The sequence below is a fragment of the Paenibacillus sp. N3.4 genome (assembly GCF_008017805.1).
Lineage (GTDB): Bacteria > Bacillota > Bacilli > Paenibacillales > NBRC-103111 > Paenibacillus_E.
Window position 1 is genome coordinate 1 of sequence record NZ_VRTT01000065.1, and the last position, 24,743, is coordinate 24,743.

22 protein-coding genes and 2 pseudogenes are annotated in these 24,743 nt (G+C 43.3%); 4 read left to right on the forward strand and 20 right to left on the reverse strand.

The window, feature by feature from the left end:
• Positions 1-161 precede the first annotated feature (161 nt).
• A complete protein-coding gene (locus FU659_RS25920; protein ID WP_147950222.1) occupies positions 162-509 on the reverse strand; it encodes a hypothetical protein in 348 nt (115 codons plus the stop codon).
• 461 nt (positions 510-970) lie between these two features.
• On the opposite strand from FU659_RS25920, the gene FU659_RS25925 reads away from it, so the two are divergent.
• Entirely contained in the window at positions 971-1,708 is a 738-nt protein-coding gene (locus FU659_RS25925; protein ID WP_261808058.1) for an alpha/beta fold hydrolase, read from the forward strand.
• Positions 1,709-1,891: 183 nt separating this feature from the next.
• On the opposite strand, the gene FU659_RS25930 is transcribed toward FU659_RS25925, so the two are convergent.
• The 4 genes from FU659_RS25930 to FU659_RS25945 form a co-directional block, all read right to left on the reverse strand.
• The gene (locus FU659_RS25930; RefSeq protein ID WP_147950224.1) at positions 1,892-2,077 is read right to left on the reverse strand and encodes a DUF4177 domain-containing protein; all 186 of its coding nucleotides are present in this window, start codon (positions 2,075-2,077) and stop codon (positions 1,892-1,894) included.
• Positions 2,078-2,280: 203 nt separating this feature from the next.
• Positions 2,281-3,351 carry an AI-2E family transporter gene (locus FU659_RS25935; RefSeq protein WP_147950225.1) on the reverse strand — a complete coding sequence of 357 codons (1,071 nt, stop codon included), beginning with the start codon at positions 3,349-3,351 and terminating at the stop codon, positions 2,281-2,283.
• Between the two features lie 330 nt (positions 3,352-3,681).
• The gene (locus FU659_RS25940; RefSeq protein WP_147950226.1) at positions 3,682-4,077 is read right to left on the reverse strand and encodes a DUF4259 domain-containing protein; all 396 of its coding nucleotides are present in this window, start codon (positions 4,075-4,077) and stop codon (positions 3,682-3,684) included.
• A gap of 208 nt (positions 4,078-4,285) precedes the next feature.
• Complete coding sequence (locus tag FU659_RS25945) at positions 4,286-4,807, reverse strand: GNAT family N-acetyltransferase (protein WP_147950227.1); 522 nt, start codon at positions 4,805-4,807, stop codon at positions 4,286-4,288.
• Positions 4,808-5,201: 394 nt separating this feature from the next.
• On the opposite strand from FU659_RS25945, the gene FU659_RS37665 reads away from it, so the two are divergent.
• Both FU659_RS37665 and FU659_RS25955 read left to right on the forward strand, forming a co-directional pair.
• Complete coding sequence (locus tag FU659_RS37665; RefSeq protein ID WP_147950228.1) at positions 5,202-5,426, forward strand: hypothetical protein; 225 nt, start codon at positions 5,202-5,204, stop codon at positions 5,424-5,426.
• Complete coding sequence (locus FU659_RS25955; RefSeq protein ID WP_261808054.1) at positions 5,423-5,812, forward strand: MepB family protein; 390 nt, start codon at positions 5,423-5,425, stop codon at positions 5,810-5,812. The genes FU659_RS37665 and FU659_RS25955 overlap by 4 nt, the downstream gene beginning before the upstream one ends.
• An 87-nt stretch (positions 5,813-5,899) precedes the next feature.
• Here the strand turns inward: FU659_RS25955 and FU659_RS25960 are convergent, their stop codons facing one another.
• The 12 genes and pseudogenes from FU659_RS25960 to FU659_RS26015 form a co-directional block, all read right to left on the reverse strand.
• Complete coding sequence (locus FU659_RS25960; protein ID WP_147950230.1) at positions 5,900-6,385, reverse strand: GyrI-like domain-containing protein; 486 nt, start codon at positions 6,383-6,385, stop codon at positions 5,900-5,902.
• Between the two features lie 110 nt (positions 6,386-6,495).
• Positions 6,496-6,897: a hypothetical protein gene (locus FU659_RS25965; protein ID WP_147950231.1), complete on the reverse strand. Its 402-nt coding sequence runs from the start codon at positions 6,895-6,897 to the stop codon at positions 6,496-6,498.
• Positions 6,898-6,934: 37 nt separating this feature from the next.
• Positions 6,935-7,465, reverse strand: coding sequence for a GrpB family protein (locus tag FU659_RS25970; RefSeq protein ID WP_147950232.1), 531 nt, complete (start codon positions 7,463-7,465; stop codon positions 6,935-6,937).
• Positions 7,466-7,780: 315 nt separating this feature from the next.
• Positions 7,781-7,978 carry a class I SAM-dependent methyltransferase gene (locus tag FU659_RS25975; RefSeq protein ID WP_397356562.1) on the reverse strand — a complete coding sequence of 66 codons (198 nt, stop codon included), beginning with the start codon at positions 7,976-7,978 and terminating at the stop codon, positions 7,781-7,783.
• 83 nt (positions 7,979-8,061) lie between these two features.
• The gene (locus tag FU659_RS25980; protein WP_147950233.1) at positions 8,062-8,973 is read right to left on the reverse strand and encodes an NAD(P)/FAD-dependent oxidoreductase; all 912 of its coding nucleotides are present in this window, start codon (positions 8,971-8,973) and stop codon (positions 8,062-8,064) included.
• A gap of 89 nt (positions 8,974-9,062) precedes the next feature.
• Positions 9,063-9,461, reverse strand: a complete 399-nt coding sequence (locus tag FU659_RS25985; RefSeq protein ID WP_147950234.1) for an RrF2 family transcriptional regulator — start codon at positions 9,459-9,461, stop codon at positions 9,063-9,065.
• 158 nt (positions 9,462-9,619) lie between these two features.
• A pseudogene (locus FU659_RS25990) lies at positions 9,620-10,413 on the reverse strand (Nif3-like dinuclear metal center hexameric protein).
• Positions 10,414-10,512: 99 nt separating this feature from the next.
• Positions 10,513-12,573, reverse strand: coding sequence for an alpha-glucuronidase family glycosyl hydrolase (locus tag FU659_RS25995; protein WP_147950235.1), 2,061 nt, complete (start codon positions 12,571-12,573; stop codon positions 10,513-10,515).
• Between the two features lie 86 nt (positions 12,574-12,659).
• Complete coding sequence (locus tag FU659_RS26000; RefSeq protein ID WP_147950236.1) at positions 12,660-16,097, reverse strand: glycoside hydrolase family 2 TIM barrel-domain containing protein; 3,438 nt, start codon at positions 16,095-16,097, stop codon at positions 12,660-12,662.
• 242 nt (positions 16,098-16,339) lie between these two features.
• A complete protein-coding gene (locus FU659_RS26005; RefSeq protein ID WP_147950237.1) occupies positions 16,340-17,995 on the reverse strand; it encodes an ABC transporter substrate-binding protein in 1,656 nt (551 codons plus the stop codon).
• 102 nt (positions 17,996-18,097) lie between these two features.
• Entirely contained in the window at positions 18,098-18,970 is an 873-nt protein-coding gene (locus tag FU659_RS26010; protein ID WP_147950238.1) for a carbohydrate ABC transporter permease, read from the reverse strand.
• Positions 18,971-18,985: 15 nt separating this feature from the next.
• Positions 18,986-19,941 (reverse strand): annotated as a pseudogene (locus tag FU659_RS26015) (ABC transporter permease).
• A 430-nt stretch (positions 19,942-20,371) separates the two neighbouring features.
• Between FU659_RS26015 and FU659_RS26020 the strand changes: the two are divergent.
• Positions 20,372-21,172 (forward strand): helix-turn-helix domain-containing protein, encoded by an 801-nt coding sequence (locus FU659_RS26020; protein ID WP_147950239.1) that lies wholly within the window; start codon positions 20,372-20,374, stop codon positions 21,170-21,172.
• 47 nt (positions 21,173-21,219) lie between these two features.
• On the opposite strand, the gene FU659_RS26025 is transcribed toward FU659_RS26020, so the two are convergent.
• From FU659_RS26025 to FU659_RS26035, 3 genes are all read right to left on the reverse strand, one after another.
• Positions 21,220-22,086 (reverse strand): hypothetical protein, encoded by an 867-nt coding sequence (locus FU659_RS26025; protein WP_147950240.1) that lies wholly within the window; start codon positions 22,084-22,086, stop codon positions 21,220-21,222.
• A gap of 836 nt (positions 22,087-22,922) precedes the next feature.
• On the reverse strand, positions 22,923-23,795 hold the full coding sequence (locus FU659_RS38415) for an SRPBCC family protein (protein WP_147950241.1): 873 nt from the start codon (positions 23,793-23,795) through the stop codon (positions 22,923-22,925).
• A gap of 24 nt (positions 23,796-23,819) precedes the next feature.
• Complete coding sequence (locus FU659_RS26035; protein WP_147950242.1) at positions 23,820-24,299, reverse strand: MerR family transcriptional regulator; 480 nt, start codon at positions 24,297-24,299, stop codon at positions 23,820-23,822.
• Positions 24,300-24,743 lie beyond the last annotated feature (444 nt).

Below are 24,743 nucleotides of genomic sequence, written 5' to 3' on the forward strand. Positions count from 1 at the left end.
TCTCCATTAATGGTTAAAAATGGATTTTTTCCTGACAAAAATAAAAAAACATTTAATTATTAGAAGAGGTATTGACCGCCTCGTTCATATCAGTTTAATGGAGCTGCCAACATTGTTCGCGGCAGCTCCATTAAGTAGGTGTATTCAGATCTTGTTCCTCATTAGCCTAATAATTTAATGTTCCACTCTAATATAAGTGTTTTTTCACAGTTAAATATATCTAGGATATCTTTGCAGAATAATTTTAACACATCTTTCTCATTATCTATTCTCACTAATTTAATACCTGCCTCAAATCCTTGTTGCATAGGTATAAATTCGATTAAACTAAAAGGCTTTACCTTCTTACTTTTATTATGGTAAGTCCAATTTATTATAAAATCAGGAAGATTTCTTTCATCATATCTAGTTAAATTCTTATCTAACTTAATAAAAAGCCTAACTGTTGAAAAAACTTTAACTTCAAATTCTGGAGGATAATATATTTCATTAACATCCTGAAACTGCATTGTTCTATCCTTTCTTCAATAACCCGAAAGCAGTGTTCCATCGCGCCTATTCAGACATTCAATCACTTCATCTGTTGAAAGGTCATCAAGCGGTTTGTAAATCCGTATTTTCATCCATTCTCTAGGCTTAGCCTCAGGCATTTCCCTCAATTATTCTTCGTTGCAACCACGTTTTCCTGCCCATTAGTTGAGAAATGGAAAAGGAGCTGCTGGTATGCAAACTCCTTCCAGTAACGCGACAAACCATACACTACACCATCAAGGATATTATTTACATGATGTGTAAATGATTGTCAATTTAAGGTTTCGTAGTATAATTTTAGAAATACTATTACTGCTACTACTAGGAGGATTGAAATGGATGAAAAGCTATTTCGTTAAAAGATCCGAGGGGTTTCAAACTCACTATTTAGAATGGAAACCTGAAACAACATGCAGTAAGCTCCCTGTAATTTCTTTGTATTCATGGAACCTTTTCTAATGCAAGAACGTATAAATGGATTGGTAAAGAACTCTCCTCTGGACGATACGAAAGTCCCAGACATGTGGTTGCCATTGATATTAGAGGCTGCGGTGAAAGTGGAATGCCCGAAAACGGCTTTACACTAGAGCATATGGCAACAGATATTGAGGCTGTAATGAAAAATTTAGGGATAAATAAAGCACATTTCATCGCGCATTCAAGAGGAGTATCCTACGTATTGAAGTATGCTTCACTTAACCCAAATATCGTTCAAGGATTTGTGGTCGGAGACTTCCAAGCACACCACCCAAAGGTAAAAGAGGAGTGGGCTAAGAAACTTACAGATTCTTACGAAACATATGAAACATGGGATCACTTATATGCAACTATAACGGCAGTCCAGGAACTAAGCCGTAAAGAATTTGAAATTAAGAAAGATACCTTTTACATTGAAAAAGATAGTATCATATATAAAAGATTTGCCAAAGAATTGCCGATGCGTCTGCTTAATGAATTAGAGGATTGTGATCTTTCACCAGCCCTTAATAATATTGAAGGACAACTTCTCATCCTGAAAGGTGCTGAGAATAGTTCTTTTCTAAACGATGATCATCTGAGAGAGTATCAGAAACATAATCCAAAGGTTATTATAGTAAATCAGGCAGGTCACGATGTTCTAGAACCAAGAGAGCAAGTGAAAAATGAAATCATAAATTATTTTAACCAAGCCCTTTAATCTAACGAAAAAGGATGGTGATTTCGCCCTCCTTTTTACATTTCGCAATACCAAAGTTTCCCGTTAGCAGGAGAAGTCTGTCTATCAATTGACTTCGGCGCCTCTCCTGCCAATACAGCTCCTGAACTATAGTTCTCCGATAGTTTAATCGCTGATGCGGCCACCACATTATTCCTCAAATTATTATTTTTGAATGGGTCGTTCAAAAATAATCTCATATGCTGTAGGTTTACCATGGCCATTATAATTTGTCGGTAAGACCTGTACTAATCTCCATCCTGCTCTTGCATTTTCGTCAATTGTTTCTCGATGTGTTGCGGAAGAGAAAAACCCACCTAAAGATGTTTCTACATATTTGTATTCGTACAATCCTATCCCACCCTTCTTACCATGTTTTTGCTTATACTACGGTTACGATTGCTGAATGTTCCAATTTTCCTCATCAATACATCAACGTAGTAGCCAGCATCTTCCACGCTCTCCTGCCCGTTACTTCAACAAACGAGAAACGAGCTGCATGCAAGCAGCTCCTTCACTATCTTATTTTCAGAAATCCGACGCCATAATTATTTTCAGGATTTTCGGGGTTTACTGATCATATAAAAGCGATACAGATGGCTAGAAATGATTTTAAGTATTACATAGGCCGGAATCGCAAGGAACATCCCAAGAAGGCCTCCAAAGTTACCAACCGTAATCAACAATAAAATAATGCTCAAAGGATGGACATCTAATTTTTTGCCCATTACTTGAGGAGAAAGGAAGTTGCTTTCAATTTGCTGCACGATTACGACAACCACTATCATTTTCAAAAGCATACCGGGTGAATGAATAAATGCTACAACGATGCTTGGGATTATGCCAATAAATAGACCCACAAATGGAATAACATTCAACGCCGCAGCAGAGAGTGCAAGTATCAATGAATACTCCAGTCCAATAATGGTGTACCCAATATAAATCAAGACGCCAAGTATCATACTAATGAGAATCTTACCTTGTATATATGCACTTAATGCACTATCCATCTCCCGTAAAGCTTGCAGCCCTTCCTCCCGTTGCTCTAGCGGCAATAAGCGAAGTATAGACTGCGGAACCCTTTCGCCTCCTTTTAATAAATAGTACAAGATGAATGGTACTGTAGATAATAGAATCACTATTTTTGAAATAAAACCCAAAATACTATTAAAGGCAATCCCTGTACTGGAGATAATACTTTTTACATACTCAGAAATTTTTGTTGATAGATCAAACTGATTCTCACTCAACATAGAAGATAGCCAATGTATATTGTTTATTTGATCTTTAGTCATTAAGACAGTCTGTGGAAGATTTCCAATTAAATTGTTTAATTGACCTTGAATGACAGGTACAATTTTCACTGAAATAAAAACGATAAGTCCCAGCATAATTAAAAAGATCGTGAGAATACTCAAAGATAGATTTAGTCTCATTTTAACGAGAAAATGAACAATTGGTCTCAATAAATAATAGAACACACCTGCGATAACAAATGGCAAGAATAAGGTGCGAAAGATAGTATAAACAGGATTTAGCAGAAATTCTACTTTCGTCATTAAAAAAACGATTAATAAGATAATAATAGTCCCATAGCCATATCGAAAATACTTTCCTTGTGGCATATATTCACCTCATCAATTCTTTGTTTTAATAATCCTCGAAAAAGCGGATCAAATAAACTGCAGGTAACCATGGACGAATTTCTAATTTTCGGCATTTGATATACCATTTAGAATGAATCATCATTTAGATGGTAGGCGGCCAAATTGCTAGAGTCGGTATTGTTTTGGATATCTCAGCGTCTATGCAGAAGAAAAGGACGGTTCAAAACGCAGCGGAATAGGCCGCAGAGTAATTCATTGGCAGCCCTAATGAGTACAATTTTATGGAGCTATAGTTTCCCGTTAGCGGAATAAACGGAGGAGATTTTCACTTCATCTTAAGTACTCCCCTTAAATAATTATTCTACTTTGCAATTCCTTTATTGTGGTTACCCAGTTCCCGTATTCTTCTGTTTCCTCCCATAATTCTTTAAGTTCAGATTCCGCAAGTATCTTTTCTAAAGCTTTGTAGGATTTCTCTAATAGGTTTGTCCCCTGCCCTTTATGTTGTAATATCCATTCTTGAAGTTCATCTTCATTTATTTCTTTTCCTGGTCTATTTTGTAACGCTGCCAGTATTTCTACTGCTCCTATGGCAATACATGCTACATCTGCATCTAAGTAATCGTCTTCTAAAACCATTTCAATAGATTCCGAAAGTAAATTAATATCTTGAGCTTCTACAAGTTCAATTATCCAATCTTGTACTGTATCATTTTCGAAATTTCCAATTCCCCATGCTCCCATGTATGAATAGCCTCACAATCTCTTTTAATGGTTTGAAATAATTTTTGGGTACAAATTTAATAATTAGATTCGTATTTTAGGTATTCGATAAATGATGAAAGTATCCTGCCAGTTAGCGGAGTGAAGGGCTACCACGCGGCAGCCCTTCAGAAGTTTAACTAACGTTCTTCGTTTAGCTAAACAATCGGTCCATGAGACGAAGCGATTTTCATTGTCGTAAGTCTAATCGCCAATTATTACACTGCATAATGTTCCCTGGCGGGTATTCGAATTCGCACTGACCCATCAACGAAAAGTTGAGTTTTCGACAAACCGCGTTCGATGCAGGGTTGTTGATTGACGGGAATGCATGAATAAACCTATGCTTTTGCTCAATACTGGCATTAACTATGGCTTCTGCGACACCTGCGGTCGCTAATCCTCTGCCTTGGTATTGCGGTAGGACACTCCAACCAATTTCATAGATGTTATCATTTTTCCACATGCTATCCCAGTATCCTACACTGCCGACCTTTTCGAATCGTGGAAGAAAGGAAATGCTAAACATATGTCCAGTCCCCCGCCCACCAATCTCAAGATACCGCTTGTGACGAGACAAGATCTGCTCCTCGGTTTCTGGTCCTCCAAGATGCTCCATCATTTCAGGGGCATTAATAAGACGTAGTAAATCAAGATCGTCGTTGGACCAAGGCTCAATCTTAACTTGCGGTAAATCCTTTTGCTCTGACATTTCTTGCCCCCTAAATTATTGTTTGTTTCTATCATCATGACGGATTCTGAGAGACTTAGTAAATAATAATAATTTTATAAGAACATTTGTTCTCGGTCAATAAATGACACTATTTTAATAAAAATTAGCGGCTGACGTTCCACTATCCTGCCCGTTCGAGCGATGACGAACAAAAAAATACTGACGACACCGATACCCACGGCAAAGAAATGATTCAAGTGACAGGCAGCCCTAGAATTCGACCGGAGAAGGTATGACGAAATTTGTTATATTATTACGAGGTCGCTTAGTTAGTTTGGCTGTTCGATATGCAGAATGAACATCAATCCTATTGACTATACTAGTGAACGAGCTATGATTGCATTAAGATAGTGAACATTAAGAGCAACAATGTATGGGTACATGGGACTCAGATGGGGGATTTGAACGGATGGATGAAAAAATCGAGAGTATACGGAAGCATGCCCTAGCGATCAAAATTCTTGGACTTCCTATGACACAATTCACAGTGACTTACTTGCAACCAAGGATCTTATTTATAACCCTTGCAGATTTGATTGCTCTCGACTACTCCTTGAAGAACAAAACACTGAATATGGAGCGTATGTATTTAACTTGAATGCTCTCTCCATTAGATTTCGTGTCGCAAGAATCACTCCAACAAAGCTTGGGCAATTTGTGACTTTATGGGAGAGAATTGGGAATGGACCGATCCAACCATATGACGTATCAGATCCAGTAGATTTCTTCGTTATTAGTGCACGCAAAGGCAGTGCCTTTGGTCAGTTTGTATTCCCAAAAGCTGTTCTATGTGATCAGGATATAGTATCCAATAAAGGCAAAGGTGGTAAAAGAGCAATACGCGTTTACCCACCTTGGGACAATCCTACGAGCCGACAAGCTCAAAAAACTCAGAAATGGCAGCTGGAATATTTCCTAGAGATACCTGTGGATACACCGATAGACTATGTACGTGTTCAAAAGCTTTACGGCCCTAATCGTTAGCGGAATAAATAAAGAGATGCTAATATTCATGCAGAACGTAGAAAAGCCCACAAAAGGTGTTTTGCGGGGTAACTCTTCTTTCATCGACTAATTTTCTTCTATTGGTGTATAAATCTCTAGTTCACTTTCAGGCGAAGTCGGATTGAATCGGTGGTCCATCAACTCCACTACCCAACCCTTACTATGTTTGTAACCATTCTCAGCAATCCAACGGTTAAGAACACCGTAAGCATCACCTATTTTCCAAATCTCACCTCTGTGAGTATAGACAGCATAAGTACACACAGGAGTTATCTGGCTTACCATTCCTTGTGGAATATTACCAATTTCTGTGACTTGAGCGGTTGTATAGTAAGTTCCAAGGTTATCGGGTGCGAAATTACCTGGTTCGTAAAGAGCCAATTTTGCACCAGTTCGATTCGGGATTTCGTCCATACGACTTAGTAATGAGTCAAATGATAGCGGAATTACGGTTGGGTATTCCGAATACTTCGCTTCATATCTTGTTCCAACTGCTGAGAATCCTCTTTTGACCACTCTACACGTGTTGTCTTTAACGCCTAGTTCGCTCATTTCGTTTCTCCGTTCGGTTTCTGAATCAGGCTGAATATATGGGTGGTTGGGGCACAATGTGAATCAGCTATTAGGACAAGATATCCTTGGAACAATAAACACTTAAAAATTTACGTACAATTTTGCTTAATAGTTACTTTATTATTACTAATTGTCACCATTGAATTTCCCGACAGATATTCTGTATAACCACATACAATCTCTTCTTTGGTAGCTCCTCTTGAATCGATATATTTTATATATATTGCTCCTTCTCCTTTTAAACTTAGTTTAGGTTTGATTTTCCTGATTTCACCACTCCTAATTTTCTCGGTATGAATATCATTTGAAGCCCCTTTTAATATTCCAGTCTCTATTGAAACAATATCATAGTCTGAATTATTCTTTATGGTTACTGAATAGCTTTGAAATTGATCTGTTATATTTCTCAACCAGTTAAATCCTAAAAAAACTAGTATCATCAAAGAGAATGCTGCAACTAACAGAATGATAGATCTTTTTTTTATTTTCATATTCGCCCCTTTTTTCGACTTCGGCTGTCGATCCTCGTTAGCTTAACGTTTCCTTGCCCATTTTGTACCAATTTAGCGCTTTTCTTTCTAGCTCTTTAACAAACGCATCTTTACCGTCCATATATGCTTCAATGTCCCTTGGGAAGCGTTTGGCGAGGCTTTCTTTTAAATCTCCATAACGATTTGCTTCATCGGGATGCGTTCGGAGGTAATCCCTTACCGCCATATGGCGAGTAATATCTTCATTATTATCCCTTTGAAACACATGCACTTGATGCGTGCGATTATCTCCGCCTTTTCGGAAATATCTTCTTCCTTTCATGCCAAGTTCGCCCATACATTCATAACCCAGACCTGTCATTTGTTCATTTAACGAATCAATTTTTTTGATATCTTTTACTACGGGCATGATATCAATGATTGGTTTGGCTTTTAACCCTGGAACAGAAGTGCTGCCTATGTGATGAATGTCAACTAACTCATTACCGAAAATATCTGTTATTTTTTGAGACTCCTCGCTAAACTTTTGTTTCCAATCATCATTGTATTCTGAAACCATAACATGCATCTAATTAACCTCCTCTGGGAAATATCATTGCGATCAGTTTAGGGTATTACAGGGATACATCATCATAAACTTGCCTAGCTCTTGGAATTTTTGACGCTAGGGTCCATTTCATCGGATGCATTATGCAAATTAAATATCGATTTTTCTTTTTTTCAAAAAGAACATTCTGCTAAGAGAACTTACATAGTTCTCCTTCATCGCTATCCAACCTTCATTGTATAAATTTCACCTAAATTATATTTTAATGTTTCCTTTATTTTACCACATTATGGAATATCTCGGTTTATTTTTTCGCAAAGAGTTATCTGCGATAAATCATTCCGCATGGCAAATCCATCCCCCAAAAAGTCCAGTAGGATAAAACTTGGTTATTTTCGTTCCGAACAGCCTCAACTTTTCTTGCTCATCGTCAATGAAGTGAAGAACCAAGATACAACTTGCCGCGTCGAATTTCGAGTCTGAAAGAGGCAGGTCGTCAATCGTTCCCTGAATGAGTCTGACGCGGCTTTCCACATCTAGTTGAACTATTTTATTTTTTAGCGACCATGACCAAATGACCAGCCTGCAACAGTATTATTCCATTCTTGAACCGGCGGCTAATGCGAAGCTTTATGCCAAGCCTCATCATTCAGTTCATTGTTAATGCCCACACCGGCCAATGAGCCCAAAGAAGCGGCCATAATCGCTTGATGAAGCTGCGATGCTGCATCACCGGCACTAAAGACACCTGGAACGTTCGTTTTACCGAAACTATCGACGATGACAGTTCCCGCTTCCGTGATCTGGCAACCTATGGCTTGCGGCAGGTCGGATCCAGGAATAAGCTTCGGTCTAAAAAATATCCCTGTACATGTGATTTTTGTGCCGTCCTGCAGAACAACTTGCTGCACCATACCGTCGTTAGAATCAACAGTGTCAATCGGCGAGTCATAAACAGGAACGTTATGTTGATTTAATTCCTCACGTTGTTCGTCCGTCAATTCATCAGGTCCATTCGTACAGATTGCAAAATGAGGGGTCCAACCAGATATCACTTTGGCAAAGTGCAGTGCTTCTGCTCCTTTAACAATTAAAACAAGCGGTTGCTCTCTTAGCTCCCAGCCATCACAGTACGGGCAGATAAAGGCACTTTTGCCATATACATCTGCCAACCCCTTAATATCCGTCGGGAGATCCTTCATTCCTGCTGCAAAAAGCAACTTTTTGCTTTGATAGGTCTGTCCCTGTGCAGTCGTAATTTGAAAATAACCATCGGTTCCCGTAATCGATACGGCCGTGTCTTCCACAAAATAAACGGATGGATATAAGCTAATCTGCTCCTTTGCGATTCGTCTAAATTCACTTGGACTTATTGGATCCCTAGTAAGAAAGCCGTGGGTCATGCGAGTAACCCTATTACGCGGACGCCCTTCATCAATAACCACCACATTTTTTCTTGCTCTGCCAAGTACCAGAGCCGCATTTAGACCAGCCGGCCCTCCGCCGATAATCATACAATCATGAGTCATACTGATTCTCCCTTCCGCTTTTCATTATTTATATTAAAGATATAATCGATTTATTATATCTTTAATTACCTCTAAAAAAGAACGGATCATCACTCCGTCTTCATTCCTTTCACCAAATCCGCTATCTTCTTGTTCTCCAGATGCTGCTCCATCTGTCGCTCAGCGTCTATCACAACTTGCTGGATTAGACATTCACTCCCGTGATTCAAGCTGCATTCGAAAAAGGAAGCGGTCCCCTCGATCGCATGGATGATATCCAGAAAGGAGATATCTTCCTGCTTCCGTCTGAGGCGATACCCACCATTTGCACCGGGCGCAGACTGAATCAATCCGGCCTTTACAAGCTTGGTCATCATCTTTGACAGATAGGTCTGCGAAACGCCCAGCTTCTCAGCAAGCATTTGAACGCCAACAGGCTTATCAGTCGCCGCCGTTACCAGATAAAGCATCGCATGAAGCGCATAGTCGGTCGCCTGGGAATATTTCATTCAGCACCTCCATTAACGACTTTATGAGTCCATGATAACTCCATCTTTTCTAAAAGGCAAGCATTTAACCCGTACAATCACTCCGATGCAGATCCTAAAGGCATATTTACAAGTTCTCCAACTGTGATTATTTTTATCCGTAAATTCATGAGATATGATTACAAAATATGAAATAAAGGCTTTTCCCTTATAAAATGAACAGGAAGGCCGGGGAACTGTTCCTGCAGTCGTTCCGCCAACTCCTTCATGCCGGGCTCTTCGCTTTCCGCGTGCCCCAATGCGATGTAAGCCTTATTCTTGCCTTGATGAACAGCGTCGCGAATATATTCCGGTGTTTCCCATTCCGGCCCTTCTCCGGCGATAACCAGGTCTAGATTGTAATCTTTCAGCAATGGGAGTGCCAAGCGCCTCCCCCTCTGTAGCCTGCCAATAGTCCAATGCGGGTGCAAGGCATCTCTGTTTCCCCCACAACGCGCACGAATGGTATTTGAAGCTGTTCCTTCAAGTATTGCCCCGTTCGTTCAAGAGTCATATGAGGAATGTGCACAATCGTTGCGGCGGGCAAATGCTCTTCAACGTAGGGCGCCCAGCCCAGTGCGTTTATTAACCCTATCATAATACCGTCCGTTTTGTAATGATGAATATGATCGTGATATCGATAAATGGCGATTCCTGTACGATCAAGCAATTCTCTTTTTTCGTTGATAACCGGATCATCCTGTCCCCCCTTCATATCCTCCTGGTGGCGGTAAAACGTCCCTTCGTGTGAAATAATCAAGTTGGCCCCTAATGCCGCAGCCTGCTCGATCACAGCCTGCGTGGCCAAGAACACAACGACAATTCCCGTTACTTCCGTTTGGGGAGATCCGACTCTCACTGAATCGACTGTGGGCTCGTTTACTGGAGCCTGCTCTAGCAATCGATCAATCACCTGTCCAATTGTAATCGTCATTCAAACCATCCCCTACTCTAAAGTGATCAGCAAAATAAAGACGGGACTATAATCAGACACCGGTGACCACGCCTGCTTGTTTGTCCCGTCTTCCATATTTTAACTGATAATGCGGCCGTGTTCGTCAGGAATGCCCGATTTGCGAAAGAAATATGTATTGATCTGGTCGCGCCACTCCCTTGAATTTGCCGCTTGCTCTTGCAGTCGGCTCCTCACATCTTCGAAGCGCTCTGCATCTATTTTCCCCTCTATCGAACTCCAGATCTTGGCCAATTCCTCCACCTGAAGAACACCGTCGAAGTGGGTATCGTAGATGTGCTGGATGACCGTCTTACCCGTCTTCAGTTTGTGCGTATACGGCACATGATGGAAAAAGAGAAGCAGTTCATCCGGACATAACTCCCTTGACTCATACCATTCCGAACGCGGCGAAAAGTATTGGGCTGTGTACCCGGTTCCCGACTTGATGGTTCGATCTACGCCAATGCCGTGGCTGTCGGCAAAATGGTAAGTCCCCCATCTCGAATATTCGTAACCGTCTACGTTCGGACCATAATGGTTACCCGGATTGACCATCCATCCTACGCCAAGAGGAGCTGTGTAATTTTCATAGATTTCCCATGATTCGAGAAGCATCTTCGACACACTTCGAACGACATCGGGGTCAGAACCGAATGTCATATAGATCCATTCTTGCGTGATTTGCTCAGCTGATAGCTGCGGATTCCAAGCAAGCCTTCCAAAGCCATATAAATTGGCTTGTGCAAGCGTGTGGCCGGTCCAATTCGGATTTTCTCCGATATTCGATACCGCCGCAATGCCCCCAAGCCTTCTCCCGAACAACTCGCCGCTTGCTACTTGGGCAACCGTGCTTCCGCTCCCATGGGCAAATGTATCGAAGTCGAGAACCTCTTTCCACTGGGGAATCAGATAGCACAGATGCCTCTGCTGGCCCGTGTACTCTTGCGTAATCTGGAGCTCCAGCACCTGATTCGTCGCGGACAGCGCTCCAAGAAGCGGAGAGAGCGGCTCGCGGACCTGGAAATCCATGGGTCCGTTCTTAATCTGCAGAATGACGTTATCGCGAAACTTTCCATCAAGTGGTGTAAAATGATCGAACGCCGCTCTCGCCCGGTCGGTCTTGCGATCACGCCAATCCTGTTGACAGTTGTAAACGAAGCAGCGCCAAATGACAATCCCGTCGAAGGGCTGAAGCGCCTCCGCCAACATATTCGCACCATCGGCATGGTCACGCCCATAGGTGAACGGCCCGGGTCGCCCCTCGGAATCTGCCTTTACCAAGAAGCCGCCAAAGTCCGGAATATATCGGTAAATCTCATCAGCCTTCTCCTTCCACCAATGCCTGACGCTTTCGTCAAGCGGGTCTGCGCTGTTTAATCCTCCAAGCTGCAACGGGCTGGCGTAGTTGACGCTTAGGAACGTTGAGATTCCATAGCGCCGGAAAACGCCGGCGACCCGTGCGACATCCGGTAGCAGCTTATCCGTAATCAGCAAGGTTTCTACGGAATGTACGTTCACGTTGTTGATCGAAATAGCATTGATCCCTACCGATGCCAGCAAGCGGGCATAGTCACGAATTCGGGACATGTCTAGAACGATCTCATTATTTCGGTAGAATATGGATTTTCCCGCATAACCCCGTTCAATTGAACCGTCCATATTATCCCATTGGTTTAACATACGCAATCCGTTCGACGGCGCTTCCGTTATCGCAAGATCAGCCAAACTCTCGCCGCATTGCATTAACCGCAAAAGATGGAAAACCGCGTACAAAGTTCCTTTGGCCGAATGGCCGGCAACGACAAGCCTGGATTGTCCATCAATCGATACGTTTTTGATCACGTAACTGTCTACGGATCCATCTTGCCAACTTAGCTCTGCATCAAGATCCTGTAACTGCCCGCGAACGCCGATCAGGATGCAGGCCCTCCCATAAGAAGCCGCTGAACGGAGAGGCCTCACGCCAAGCATGGCCTCGATACCATCCATCAGCTCAGCGACCGCAGTCTGAAGCACCTCTGATAAGGGACCTAGCACGGCGAGTTCCCGTGCCCACTCCCGATACTCCTCTACCCTCTTATCATCGTTTATCGGCGCATTGCGCAACCAGCAGGCATATGCATTCGTGATGTGACTCATCGTGATACCTCCGCTAGTTTATATTCAAATAGCTGACGTTTACCATGTAACCCGACAGCGGGAATTGGCACTTCCATCAGCCCCAGTCATTGAATTCCTGTCCTCTCGAATCGGAACCAAGCAAAATCAAAATGACTTCCCGGCAAAAATATGAAGGTTACTTTTTGGATGCCTATTATTTTTCCCAATTCAAATACCCGCTCTTCGTAACCATCGGATTGTGTAAACTCAATGTGTTGATTTGCCTCACCATCCTGATTAGCGAAACGAATATGAATCGTATTTTTATCAAGAAGCGATCGGCCATAGATAGCAAGCTGTGTTGCCCCTTGGCTTGTAAAATCCATTTGGTCAAATTCCAAGGAAACATTATTTCCTATCCCTTCAACGCTGGCTTCCGAAATTGTAAACGTATCACCATAAATGCGGTCGCATTCCGTGACCAGATTTGTCTCGAAGGCTCTGTTCTGCTTTTGGAACGAAAAACCCTTAATGTGTACCTTCTTCTGAAGGACGAAGCAAATGGAAGTGATTCCGCGTAGACGCTTGGATAACCGATAAGTTTCTTCTTGATACACATTCCACTTGGATGGTTTCCGATAGATCACATCGGCTAGGCGTACACGGCCCTCTTCATCCGGCATGCCTTCCCAAATTTGCAGGGAATACTCTTCACTGGATAAGGCGAAGATCGGAATCGTAATCAAATCGGACCCATACGAACCGAAATCAATATCACGAAACCCGACTTGAGTTTCACTATCTCGGCTTGTAGCTACGCCTCTCTCGTTCCCGTTGCCAACTTCTCCTTTACTGTAATCAAAAAGTCCCGCAGAAATAAATTCATAAGGATCCTTGTAAGCTGTGCCGAGTCCCTCTGCTTTAAATTCCAGCTGGGAGATGAGCTTCGTCTTGTTCGTGCCGTTCTTACTCATGCAGCGAAGCCGGAAATCGCCATCTCCCAACGCGGTAAGTGTCGCTTCAAGACCGAACGCTTCCACTGTCGCAAGGTTGGAGGCAATCCCTGCATCATTAACTACACGCCACTCGACCTCTTGATAGGAGGTATCTGCGGGGTACAAGTAGGCTTGCAGCGTCATCTCTTTTCTCGATTCGTCGAACAATTGTCCGGATGTGCTTACGATTTCAATCTTGCGTAAAGGAATTTCCCCCACGGTTCCCATGACCGACGGCTGCTCTTGATTCATGGTATGGGCGGAAACACCTTCTAAGGATGTTTCTTCGCTTACAGGAAGACTATCAAATTCCACCGTCTGACTCTCCAATCCGACGGAAGAAACCACAACCCGAATCTTGCCAGGCTCCAGGGTAGCCCCGATGATCACCATAAGTTTGCCGCTGAACAGTCTTCTGCTAACCCCTTTATACGGATCATAGTCTGTACTGTCGCCATTATCCAAACCAAGCAAACGCCCTGCTCCCGTCACCTCGACACGAACCCGGCTGCTTGCATTCTCCACTGGATTGCCATCCGAATCTTCCATATAAATTTCCAGGAAGATCAAGTCTGTGCCATCGGCCATCAGGCTCTCTTTATCCGGCAGCAGACAAATCTTCTTCGCATCCCCAAAGGACCTTCTTATCTCCGTCGCAATTGCATGGCCCGTTTCATCATAGGCAATTGCTTTTAATTCCCCTGCTTCATAAGGAAACTTCCACCAGCCGACCAGTTGGGTTCCATGCGCATGATCGATATCCAAAGTTCCCACGCTAGCGCCATTGAATTGCAATTCGACTCTCGGTGCATTCGAGCACACGCGAACATCGATCAATTGGCCCGGATTAAAGTCCCAATAGGGAAAAATATGGACCATCGGGTTCGTCCTGTAGTCTGTCCATGCTGATTGGTAAATATAGTACGAATCTTTCTTGAATGTAGCCGTATCGATCTGTCCGAGATAGGAGTTCTTGGTATGATAAGGCGTCGGTTCACCAATATAGTCAAAGCCGCTCCATATGAATTGCCCTAGAGAGAACGGCGCCTCTCTTTCCGCAATTATACAGGCCTCAACTGACTTGGCTCCCCAACTCGTCGCACTATTTCCCAAAGCTGAGCACTGCTCGTCGTCATCGGCAAGAATGGACTTCTCGAACGGGAATCGATAAATGCCTCTGCTTTGAACGAGAGAGGCCGTCTCGCTGCCGTAAATGATCCAATCGGGATGTTCCTCATGGTGCTTATGGTAATATTTCTCCGCGTAGTTGTACCCGGCCACTTTCACGATATCCGCACATTTTTGCGCGTTCTCCCAGGGCATATAATTGGAACCTATCGTCACTCTGCCGTTCTGCTTAGGATCATATTTCATCACTTCATCCTTAAGCATGCGAGTGATTTCTTGCCCTTTTGCATCGGCATGAGTGTCGTAAATCTCATTCCCGATACTCCACATCAACAGGCTCGGATGATTCCGATCCCGCTGGATCCAGCTTTTCACATCTGCTTTAGCCCAATCCTCGAAAAACCTCGCATAATCGTATGGCGTTTTGGATCTTTCCCACATATCGAACGCTTCCGAGACGACCAGAAACCCCATCTCATCCGCTAGATCCATCAGTTCTACTGCCGGTATATTGTGAGCGGTTCGAATAGCGTTAACGCCCATTTCTTTCAATATCTGAAGCCTTCTTCTCAGTGCTTCTTTATAAAAGGCGGCTCCAAGCGCTCCCAAGTCGTGGTGCTCGCAAACCCCATTCAATTTCATTCTTGTGCCGTTCAGATAAAAGCCCAACTGAGGGTCAAGCTTGATCTCACGAAACCCGAAATTTTGAGTGATGCTCTCTACGACTATGACTTCCCGATCCTCTGCAGCACACCGCAATTGGGTAACAAACTGATACAGGTTCGGCTCAGCCGTGCTCCATAAATGAGCGCGATCTATCGATAGCGTTTGTCGATGATGAAAACTCCCTGCAACAATCTTGTCTGTCACAGTCGCAGCAATTTCGCCCTTGTACAGGATCGTATGCGAGATTTGGACGTCCTCATGGAGGCTTAGTTCCGTCTCGACTTCTACCTCCCAGCGATCGTTGACCCTATTGGCAGCAGCATAAATGCCATCCGTTACAATGTGATTGAGAGTTCTCGTCTTGAGCCAGACATTGCGGTAGATGCCGGCCCCGGAATACCACCGGCTATTCGGACTTTGGTGGATGACCTTCACCACGATTTCATTCTCTCCGTCCACGATCGCATCCGTGATCTCGTGTTCGAAGGAAGAATATCCGCACTTCCATTCTCCTATATATCGCTTATTCACATAAACGGAAGAGTCCATATAAACCCCATCGAAGCTTATTAGCATTTGCCGATCCGCTTCTTTGGCCCATGTAAATCTCTTCTTGTACCAGCCGATACTATTTTCATACAGATTTAATGTATCGTTGATCAGCCAATCATGAGGGAGATCTACCGGCTCAAAGGTCAAACCGGCGCCATCCGTCCCATCCAGGCTGCCCTTGGCAAATTCCCATTCATTATTAAACAGTATCTTCTTATTCATCGTTTACGACCACTCTCCAAGCCATTTCAAATGCCCCACGAGCGACTAATTTCCAAAACCAAAAACCCAACCTTTCTGGTGTGGTAAAAATCGCCTATTTAGGCATTTAAGGGATTCTTGATCCTTAGCAACTGTTTCATATATAGATGACCTAGGCTTACGCCACGAGTAATTTTCATATTTAATAATTCAGGATCTGCGACAATCGAAATTGTCGCAGATCCTACTAACTAATCAAATAATTAATACCCAAGCATATTCTTCGTCTTGTTAAAAATATCATTCGACATTTTGAGATAACGGGAAGCACCCAGCGTTTCAACCTGAGCCACATAAGAATTCCAATCGGTTGCAATGTTAGCCTGACCCGTGATGAATTTTAATGTCATTGTATCCACATAATCCATGAGCGGCTTGGAAATTAGGTTCATTTGTTCGCTTTCTTCGGCGTTACCCATGATCGGTGGTGCGAGCGTTCTTGCTTTCCGCAGCGACAGAATACGGTTGTTGAAGTCCTTCTCGCCTTCCGTCATCTTGGACATCTTCAGTTTAGCTGAACCGCCATAGGCGAATACGCCGCCGCCAAAGCCAAAGTCAACGTTTAGTTTCTTAGTCGCTTGCGGATTAATGCCGTTATACGTAACGTCCGGTTTAAGCGTAATATTGCCGCTCGCATCTTTCGTATACGTTTCACCTTCAACACCCCAAAGGCTAAGTGTTTGACCTTCGTCGGAATACCACAGCCAATCGATGAAGCGAAGCATTTCGATAAATTTGTCTTTACCAAGCTTCTTGAGCGCGTTCTGACTGATCATAATACCGTTCTCGAGTCGGGACGTTTCGATTTGAAGCAACCCTTTTGGACCACCTGGTTGAACAACCATATACAGGTCGGCGTTCGGTACCTGCATCTTCGTTTTAAAATCGCTCAGCAACTGATAGTTCGTGTTCATGACGTAAGTATCGCCTTTAAAGAACTTGGCTTGTGCCGTTTTGTCATCTTGCGTGAAGGACTCCGGATCCAGCAGACCTTCTTTGACCAGTTTATTAAAGTAAGTCACATAATCTTTGAAATCGTTCGTGGAGTTGGCGAATTCGAATTGTTTCGTCTGTTCGTTAAACCGCGTGCCGTTGGCGAGTCCCCAACCGCCGGTTACGCCGTATTCAACGGCAGCGATGCTCAGCGTCGATTTGCCAGTGAATTCGTCGGACCATACGTATTTCGCGCCGGTGAAAGCTTTCACTTTTTTCAATGCCTCGTAAAAGTCTTCATAGGTCCATTTGCCTTCCAAGGCTTTCAAGTCGACGCCCGCTTTTTCGAATATGTCTTTCCGAATAACGTAGGAATAGCCTCCACCAGCTACTTCCCACATACCCGGAAGCACGTAGTACTTGCCATCCGACTTTAACTTGGCGCGCAAATCCTTATCCATTCCCCAGTCTTTGACAGCCTTCATATAGTTCGGCATATACTGTACCCAATCGCTAATCGGGACAATTTGGCCGCCGGCTACGAAAGAAGATTCATCGTAAGTTTTCGGAATAATGAAAGGAGCATCGCCGCTATTGACCAGAAGTGATTTTTTGTTCTCATATTCGGTCCGCGCTGTTACGTTTAAATCGAACGTTACATTCGTCTTCTCCTGAATCGCACTCCAAAGCCGCCAATCTTTTTTATTCGGATAGTTTTCATGATCGCTATACATCATGGAATAACTTACAGGCTCATTCGAATGAAATGTCTTTCCTTCACCAAACGAGTAAGTCAATGCTTTTTCAGCACCTCCGGTGCTGTTCGGTGTTGCGCTGGAGGATTCCTTGCTATCCGTGCAAGCTGTCATACCTACTGCAATCATTACCGCCAATGCTGCTCCTAATGTCTTCTTTGTTCTTCTCATATTGCCACCCTTTCATAATGAGTTTTAATTTTATAGCAAAGAGGCTGCAGCGTTCATGAGGCGTGCATTCGGGTGCTGCTGCAGCACTCTGACAAACAGCTATTACCCCTTCACGGAACCGATCATCATACCTTGAACGAAATACTTCTGTACAAAAGGATAGATACAAATTATTGGCAGTGATGTTAATACCATCGCGCTGGATTTGATGGTTGCCGCGATTTGCGCGACTGAATCGGAATTGGCGCCTACCTCTGTAGGACTTACCGCGCTGTCGATGATCTGTTTCATATACAGAGCGACCGGCCACTTATCCTTCGACTCCAGGTAAAGAGAGGGACCAAACCAGTTATTCCAGATGGAAACCATGCTGAACAAGACCATGGTAGCCAGAATCGGTTTGGATAAGGGCAGCGTAATCCTCATAAAAATGCCATAAATACCAAGACCATCAACAGTAGCCGCTTCTTCTACTTCATTCGGCAAGCTGGCAAAAAAGGTTTTCATCAAAATTACATTGAAAGCACTGATCGCGCCAGGAATGATGATCGCCCACATACTATCTCGCATATGCAGAGTCTTCGCTATCAGTAAGTAGTTCGGAATCAGCCCACCTCCGAAATACATCGTGAAGAGCACGAAAGGAATAAAAAATTTGTTCAAGCGCAGTCTATCCTTTGATAAAGGATAGGACATAACGGCCGTCGCAGCTACAGAAATGATCGTTCCGACAACAGCATACATGATGGTATTACCGTAATACCGGAAAAAATCCGGCTTACTCAGAATGACCTGATACGTCTGGGCCGTAAATTCCACGGGGAAAATGGTGACCTTACCCGCATAAACCGCAGCTTCCGAACTGAAGGACTGCGCGACCAAATAGAGAAACGGATATATCGTCATGATGACGACAAGAGCCATGATGAAGCCGTTTATGACTTCAAACGTACGATAGGATGTGGACTCCTTCACCTGAATTGCTCCCTTCTACCACAAGCTTGATTTCGTTGTTTTCTTTGAAATATAGTTCGCCGTCGTGACTAAGATAAGGCCGATGATTCCCTCAAATAAACCGACTGCCGTAGCATAACTAAAGTTGCCGCCGGCGTTGCTTGATCCCCCAACCGATCCTCCGATCCCCATCCGATAGACGTAAGTGGAGATAACGTCTGCCGTTTCATAGGTTAACGGGTTGTAGAGAAGCAAGATTTTCTCGAAGTTCGAACCCATGATTCCGCCGATATCCAAGATGAGCAGCGTCATGATCGTTGGCAGAATGCCGGGAATCGTAACGTGCCAAGCGAGCCGCAGCCGATTGGCTCCATCCACTTTGGCTGCTTCGTATAAATCCGTGTTAATGCTCGTCATCGCTGCCAGATAGAGAATGGTCCCCCAACCGAGACCTTGCCAGATGCCGGACGTTACATAAATCGTCGGGAACCATTGCGGCAAGGAGATGAACGATATTTTTGCAAAGCCCATATGTTCGATCAATGTATTAAATGGCCCCGTCAAAGAAAGCAATTCCTTGGTCATGCCCGCAACAATAACAATAGAGATAAAGTGAGGAAGATAAGATACGGTTTGAACGAATTTCTTCAATTGAACCCGTCTCAACTCATTGAGCAGCAAGGCAAAAATCAATGTGAGCGGAAACCTAACGATTAGATAGATGACGCTTAATGAAAGATTGTTGCGGAAGGCTCTCCAGAAGGAAGGATCCTTCATGAACATGCGAAGTAGGATAAGCCGACCCATTCGGTACCAAACAAGTTGGTTCCGCCCCTATACTTGCGGAAAGCGATTACATTTCCAAGCATGGGTACATACTTGAAAATAATGAAATAAATGACAGGAATAAGTAAAAAGGAATACAACTTCCACTCTTTTCTGACGTGTCTCAGAAGAGGAGTTTTTAAAACCGCATTATTTTCAACTGACATACAACCACCACTTTCTTCTGGAAGATTCCCTTTATTTATGTACCAAAAAACCATCGCTATCGTACTTCATCACCAGTCCATTAAATTCGTACGCACTCTCAGAAAGCGCATACAAAATACCTTGAAAAACGTTTTCGTTACCTACGTCATTGTGCGTTCTACTTACGTTCCCCGCGTTATTCGAGTCATAAAAATCTGTAATTATTAAATATTTTTTCGCAAATTGGTGCGGTTGTACGTGTAGCCCGAGCACCATTTAATTAATATTATTTTACAGAAATGCCCCTTTTTTTACCATAGAAGAATAAAAGAAAACTTGTAATTATTAAATATCTTTTTAAGCACCGTATAGGCATGTTATGATGAACTTAGTGCCTCCTTTTCCCAAGAAAGGAAGCGATCCTGCATAATCCCGGAGCTGATCTTTGCCATGGACTTCGAGCAGTTCGAATCAATTGTCCCCGAGGTTTTCTTATTCGTCGACCGCCGCTGTTTCCCCGACTGGGAAATCATCCGACAGGAAATCGATTTTTACGACATGACGTTCGTCGTCAAAGGAAAAGCGAATTATTTTGTTAACGGCGAGAAAATCACGGTGGAAGCAGGGGATATGCTTTACATCCCCCAGGGAAGCATCCGTGAGGCGCATACCTTCAAAGATGATCCCATGCATTCCTATGCCTTCAACTTTACTTTGCTGCAGCCCTCCGGTGAAATCCGGTTTCCGTTCGAAACCGTAACCAAAAATCGCATCACAAGCGAAATCTTAAACTACATCCTTGAATTTAATCGCGTTTGGAGTGGCATGCAGCCCGGATATCGGATGTTCGCGAGGGGCATCTTTCATTTGATTCTCCACCGGTTGCTGGCGATTTCCTTTCACCATTCCCCGAAATCCCTTTCCGATATCCGGATCGACAAGATCAAGGAGTTCATCATCGACCACTACTCGAATGAACTGGATTTGGCGACCGTCGCCAAGGTGGTCAATCTGCACCCAGTGTATCTCGGCAAGCTCTTCAAAACCAGCACGAGCTACAGTGTTAAGCATTTCATCAACATCATTCGGGTCAACAACGCGGAAATGATGCTTTCCGGCGGCGGATTTTCCGTCTCGGAGGTGGCCGAGCGCTGCGGGTACAAGGACATCAGCTATTTCAGCAATGTTTTCAGATCCATTAAAGGCTATCCTCCGTCAAAGGCAAGCATGCAAAAAAGAACCTCCGAATGAACAATGAACCGGGGTCCTAACGTATCATTTTCTAAAGAACTAAATACTTAAGGTACAAGGGCCTTCCAGTATGACCAAGCCTTTAAATACTCAGCTGAATCATATGGATGGTGTTTTAAACAGATCCCGATGCGACAATAAAGCTGAATGATGACTTCTTCGATAAGCCTTGCTCTCCCAATAGGCTTATGATTTAGCAAAGTGAAAGTTGAAATTAAAGTTTCTAGGTTCAAATCGTCAGGCGAGGAGCAAAAGGCATAAATAAAATCATATATGACAGGCCCAACCATAGGTGAAGGATCGATTACTCTTGTTATTGCATTTTGTTCAAATACGAAATTATGGACACCACAATCACCGTGAAGCAAGAACCTTTCATATCCTTCACCTGTCGATATGTTTCTAACAAATGATTTCACTTTATAATAATCCTCGACTGGTAAACAGCTACCCACATTAATTCGAGCATATTCCACACCCCGATCAATGAAATTATGCCAGGTTTCACACGGATCCTCTAACCAGTAACCCCACTTATCCGTTTGTTGATAGATTTCGTAATGATTTAGAAGATCTTTGATCAATACAGTTAGCCAGTCTATTTTTGTACCACGATTAAAATGCGTCGTACCAGCAGTATAGACATACACAATGAACGTTTTAGCAGGATCGATATAGAGTAGTTTAGGTAATAGTGTGCTATTTAAATAAGCTTGATGCAATTGTTCGACCAAGAAAATATTTTCTGAGCTATCGAGCTTCAAAACGTATTTGGGACTGTCGCTGACTGTAAGCGTATATACTAGTCCTTCCGTGGTTCCATTCATCTTATTAAGAACCTTAGTGGTGCCATCAATTACACTTTTTTCACGAAGATCTTTAATGATCTCGTTTACATCTATTCCAAGTGTCACTTTTATCCCCCCAAAAAATTACCTATTTATTTTATATCGTTTACTCTCGGTTTGATAGGTATAGATTGGATATATTCAATCTTACTGCCCTTTACTTTAATGAACCCAAAAAGGAGGTTACCCCGCGGCAACCTCCTTTGTTTAAATGTATCTGGTGCTCATATAGCAATATTTTCTCCAGGTGCATCCACAACAGAAGCCAATCTAACATTCAAGCAACTCCATACTTGTGTTGTCTACGCTAACGAATCGTAAGGTTCTTATCGACGAGAAATGAGCCTGTCCACTCTTCTAACGAACTGAAACGGTGTTATGGAGCCAATAATGAGTGAATGGATACGCTTTCACTTACAATAAGGCGTCTGGAGTTCGTTAAAACGATAACTTCTTGTAATTTAATCAAATAAGACTTGCTGAGTTCGTTAGGCGTCCCCGTCAAAAAAAGGAAAGACTCTCAACAGATTAAAGCAGCCCTCGACGCCAAAAGCACTTTCGGAGTTGGATAAAACGCAAGAAGCTAACCATCTCACCGCATCATAAACAGGAAAATCTCAGACACCCGAGATTCTCCATTCAAAGAGCAACTAGCCATGACCACGTTCATCGAAAAAATATCATCTCAATGCTTACAAGAGTAACTAGGTATAAATCTGTCTACTTGCGATACAATCTTTTCATCTTTGAAAGGAAAAGGATTTTTATGAATTGAACTAAGTATTTTTTGTAAATATGGATTTCTCGATTATGCTGATCGCGGTCGTCCATGCCGTCCCCCGCCCAAAAAGAAGCTGTCTCAATCGTAGAAAAAGATAGTTCAACATTAAGTAACTTCCAACCTATTGGGAAAGCCTCTTTAAGAGCGACCCGAGCCTATCCAAATTTTGTTCATTCGCTTCTTCGCAAATGGGTTTGAGATTGTTATATTCTTTCTCCGTTTCGAAAGTCTGCCGGAAAGTGATCTCTGTCCCACCGTCAACGTCCTCGAATGTGGCAGTCAGAATAAAGTGAGGGCTGGATTCGTGCCGCAGCACAATACATTCGGGCCCGATTTCCTGAAGAATGCTTCGGTTCGGATAGTCGACTCCATTAGGCCCATGCATGGTATATTCCCAGACGCCTCCTAGACTTAAATCAAAAGAGTGGAAAGTATTCGTGAAACCGTTTGGTCCCCACCACTGGGCCAGAAGTTCCGGTTCCGTCCAAGCCCGGTATACCAAATTCCGAGGGGCACCGATCTTCCGACGAGAGACGAGTTCGAAGGTGTCTGCGTTGCTTTCCCCAAGAGATGCTCCGAGAAGGTCCAACATTTCCTTAGTTCCATGCTCGCGTTGTTCCGGCGTATCGTGGCCGTCGAAAAACGTTCCCTGCTCTGTAAATATTAGTCTGACGCCATCGCTCGTCGGCATAATTTCAATGGTTGAAATGGAAACCGATATCCGGGTTTCTCCTTGGTCCAGACTGTACGTGTAGACGAGACGCTCATTGGGCACGATTTCCTGATAATAAGCCTCAAATGTATAGACAGGTCCCCCTGGGGGGCCACCCTGGCTGAATTCTCGTCCTCCGATGCGAAAATCGAATACCTCAGCAGGCTGGAACCAGCGAGCTTTGGCGCTCCGGTCCGACCATGCCGCAAACACACGTTCCGGAGCAGCCTGGTAAATGCGCTCAATTTGGAATGTAGAATGAGTCGTAAATCGCTGTTTCATAAGAAAATCCTCCCTATAAAGAACTCATGTTAATTTATCGTTTAGAAAATCGCCAAGCAGATCAAGACGGCGTTCCCAGTACAACCGGTGTTCAACAATATACTTTTCGTGGCTTAACTTCATCGTTTCCAGTAATGAAATAAATGCGTCAATTGAAGGTGGCTCCTGATGATGCATTCGCTCGCCCACGCGTTCGAGTTCGGCCAGAAGTTTTTGTTGGATTTTTATATTCTTCCGTACCCGTTCAATCTGAATAGCCACGATGTCAGACGGGGTATACGTATCACCTTTAAGGACCGACTTAATTTCTACAAGCGATAAGCCTAAATCTTTTAGAGACAAGATTTGATGCAGCAGTTTAATGTCGGCTTCGTTATACAACCGATGACCGGAATCGGAATGCCATGACGGCGAAAATAAACCGATCTGATCGTAAAACCGCAGGGTGCGGACAGTAAGTCCTGTCAATTTGGCAAGATCCCCTACTTTCCAATGCTGCTGCATAACCCACTCCTTTCTTTGAAGCTAGCTGTTTACCGGTGTCTTTAGTATAAAACATGACGTTGCGTAAGGTGCAAGAGGGTTTATCGTTAATATTTTTATCTTTTTTTAAGTTTTTCATAGATCCCACTAAAGTTTTACTTACTTCCCTCCGTCTTTGCCTACGAAATAAGCAGTCTGTGAAGTAACTGTTCATGGCTCTCGCTCTAAGCTATCCTGCCGATCGGGAAAGCCAGTCCATTTGAAACAGCAGTTGAACATGCAAGTAATAAAGCATCATCAAAATTCTTACCTGATAAGGCTACAAATCTTCATTGATTGCAGAAATAACCTTACACCAATTATTTCTAAATATGATTGGCATTATCCTCCCTCTATGGAGAATCACTTTTCTCTCAAGTACTCACGTTTTCTTAGATTTTGACCTTGAATGGCTTAAAAGGAGAT